The 2,411-nt window shown below is 73.3% G+C and carries 2 protein-coding genes; one reads left to right on the forward strand and one right to left on the reverse strand.

Annotated features, from left to right (window positions below):
- Positions 1 to 125 precede the first annotated feature (125 nt).
- The gene (locus tag JS521_RS09880) at positions 126 to 971 is read right to left on the reverse strand and encodes an IclR family transcriptional regulator (protein ID WP_307847825.1); all 846 of its coding nucleotides are present in this window, start codon (positions 969 to 971) and stop codon (positions 126 to 128) included.
- Between the two features lie 74 nt (positions 972 to 1,045).
- On the opposite strand from JS521_RS09880, the gene JS521_RS09885 reads away from it, so the two are divergent.
- On the forward strand, positions 1,046 to 2,260 hold the full coding sequence (locus tag JS521_RS09885; protein WP_205082337.1) for an NAD(P)/FAD-dependent oxidoreductase: 1,215 nt from the start codon (positions 1,046 to 1,048) through the stop codon (positions 2,258 to 2,260).
- Positions 2,261 to 2,411 lie beyond the last annotated feature (151 nt).

The raw sequence follows: 2,411 nt of genomic DNA on the forward strand, positions 1-2,411 counted from the left end.
CGCGGGCGCTTCCGCGCGCGGTGGGGTCGCCTCCCCCGGCGGGGGGTTTTGGGGGGGGGGGCCCCGGGGGCCCCCCCCCCCCCGGGGCCGCGGCCCCCCCCCCCCCGGGGGCGGGGCGTTTCGCCCTACGGGAGCGGCGGGGCGGAGTTCTCGGGCCGGGCCTGCCAGGCGACGCCCCGGCCCGCTCCGAGCTCGCGGGAGAGCAGTGTCGCGACCTCGCGCACGGCCACCGCGTACTGCTGACGGTCGTCCGCCAGCAGCCGTTCGACCGGGCCGACGATGCCGATGGCGCCCGCCAGATACCCGTGCCGCTCGAACACCGGTGAGGCGATCGCGGCTTCGCCCAGCACGCTCTCCTGGTCCTCCTGGGCGTAGCCGACCCGTCGGACCTCTTCAAGCTGGGCCGAGAGCGTGCCGGGGTCCGCCACGCTCTGTCCGGTCAGCCTGGCCAATTCGCCCTGGAGCAGGGCTTCCTGCTCCTGCTGCGGAAGAAAGGCCACGATCGCCTTGCCGAGCGCGCAGGTGTTCCACGGAATGCTGGCGCCGAGTTCCAGGATCTGTACGCCGCTCCCCCGCCGGAGCACGTGATGCACGACGAGGACGTACCGGTCGTTGTCCAGTACGGCGACCCAGACCGCTTCGCCGGTGCGTTCGGCGAGGGCGTCGGCCCAGGGAAGGGTGCGCGACCGGAGTTCCTGGGTCTCCAGGTACGCGTTGCCGAGGCGGAGCAGGCCGGAGCCGAGGAGATACTTGTTGGTCTCCCTTTCCTGGCGTACCAGCCCCTCCGCTTCCAGGGTGCGCAGCAGCGCGTGCACGGTCGGTTTCGACACCCCGATCCGAGCGGCGAGTTCCGTGACGCCCAGACGAGGACCGGCGGAGGCCAGCTCTCGTAGAATGTGCACCGCACGCTGAACAGATTGCACCATTGCTTCACTCGCAATCGGTATTGCCGAACGATGTTCGCGAAACATAGCATCACTGCCGCCAAAATTGATCCACGCCCGCACGGCGGGCATATCGACGTGGATACCGAGGACGGAGAGTCATGGCTACGGAAGAGATCCTGGTCGTCGGCGCAGGAGTGGTGGGGGCCTCGGTGGCCCATCACCTCGCCGGGCTGGGACACGACCGGGTGACGGTGCTGGACGCCCGCGACCGGGCCACCCTGCCCGGATCAACGGGGCTCGCCCCCGGGTTCGTCGGTCAGCTCAGCGCCACCGGGGAACTGGCCGTGCTGGCGAAGGACAGCGTCGCCACCTACCTGGAGCTCTCGCGCACCGCGCCCGCACCGGTCTTCCGGCAGGTCGGCTGCCTGGAGATCGCGACCGGCCCCGACCGCCTGGAGCAGTCCCACCGCGACGTCGAGCACGGCCGGGCCCTCGGCATCGAGGCGCGGGTGATCGGCGCGGCCGAAGCCGCCGCGCTGGCACCGGAGTTGGTCGATGCGGAGAAGGCCTTGGGGGCGCTGCACATCCCGGCCGACGGCGCCGCCGATCCGGCGGCGCTCACCCACGCCCTGGTAGACGCCGCCGAACGCGGCGGAGTGCGCTTCCGCTGGAACACGGCGGTGCGCGGCCTGGAGATCGAGCGCGGCGCGGTCATCGGCGTCCGGGCGGGCGAGGACGCCCGGCTCATCCCGGCCGACCGGGTCGTGCTCGCCACCGGCATCTGGGGCCCGGTCCTGGCGGCGCAGGCGGGGGTACGGCTCCCCATGGTCGACGTCCAGCACCCCTATGTGTTCACCGCCGAACTGCCCGGGCTCGACGACACCCCGCTGGACACCCCGATCGTCCGCTACCCGGACCAGGCGGTCTACACCCGCCGCCACGGCCGCCGGTACGGACTGGGCAGCTACGCCCACACCGCACTGCCGCTCATCCCGGGCCCGGAGCTCGCCTCCGCAGAACTCCCCTTCCCCGAAGCGGAGTTCGGTGCGGCGATCGAGGAGGCGCTCGCCCTGGTGCCGGCTTTCCGGCAGGCGCCCCGGGGGCGCAGGCTCAACGGTGCCTTCGCTCTCACTCCCGACGAACTGCCCCTCGTGGGACCGGCCGCCGGGGTGCCCGGTCTGTGGTTCGCCGAGGCCTCCTGGGTCACCCACGCCGGCGGGGTGGGCCGGCAGATCGCGAACATGCTGCTGGGCACCGGTGACGTCCTCCTCGACCCCGACCGGCTCTCCCCCGGCCGCTTCGACTCCTGGAGCGACGAGAAGATCCACGAGACCGCCCTCGGCCATTACCGGGGCATCTACGACGCCCACTGACCCCCGCCCCGGGCGGGGCGACTCGACAAGGCGCCGGCCCCCCCCCCCGGGCGGGGCGCGCCCGAACGCGGGATGACCCCCCGGCGCCCCCCCCCCCCCCCCCCCACACCCCAAGTGGCGGGGCGGGGGGGCAGAAAACCGGCAGGGGGGG

The sequence above is a fragment of the Streptomyces durocortorensis genome, from assembly GCF_016901035.1.
GTDB lineage: Bacteria > Actinomycetota > Actinomycetes > Streptomycetales > Streptomycetaceae > Streptomyces > Streptomyces durocortorensis.

Bases quoted from the DNA above. Each gene is read 5' to 3' on its own strand.
- JS521_RS09880 (WP_307847825.1), bottom strand. From the start codon at position 971: ATGTTTCGCGAACATCGTTCGGCAATACCGATTGCGAGTGAAGCAATG.
- JS521_RS09885 (WP_205082337.1), top strand. From the start codon at position 1,046: ATGGCTACGGAAGAGATCCTGGTCGTCGGCGCAGGAGTGGTGGGGGCC.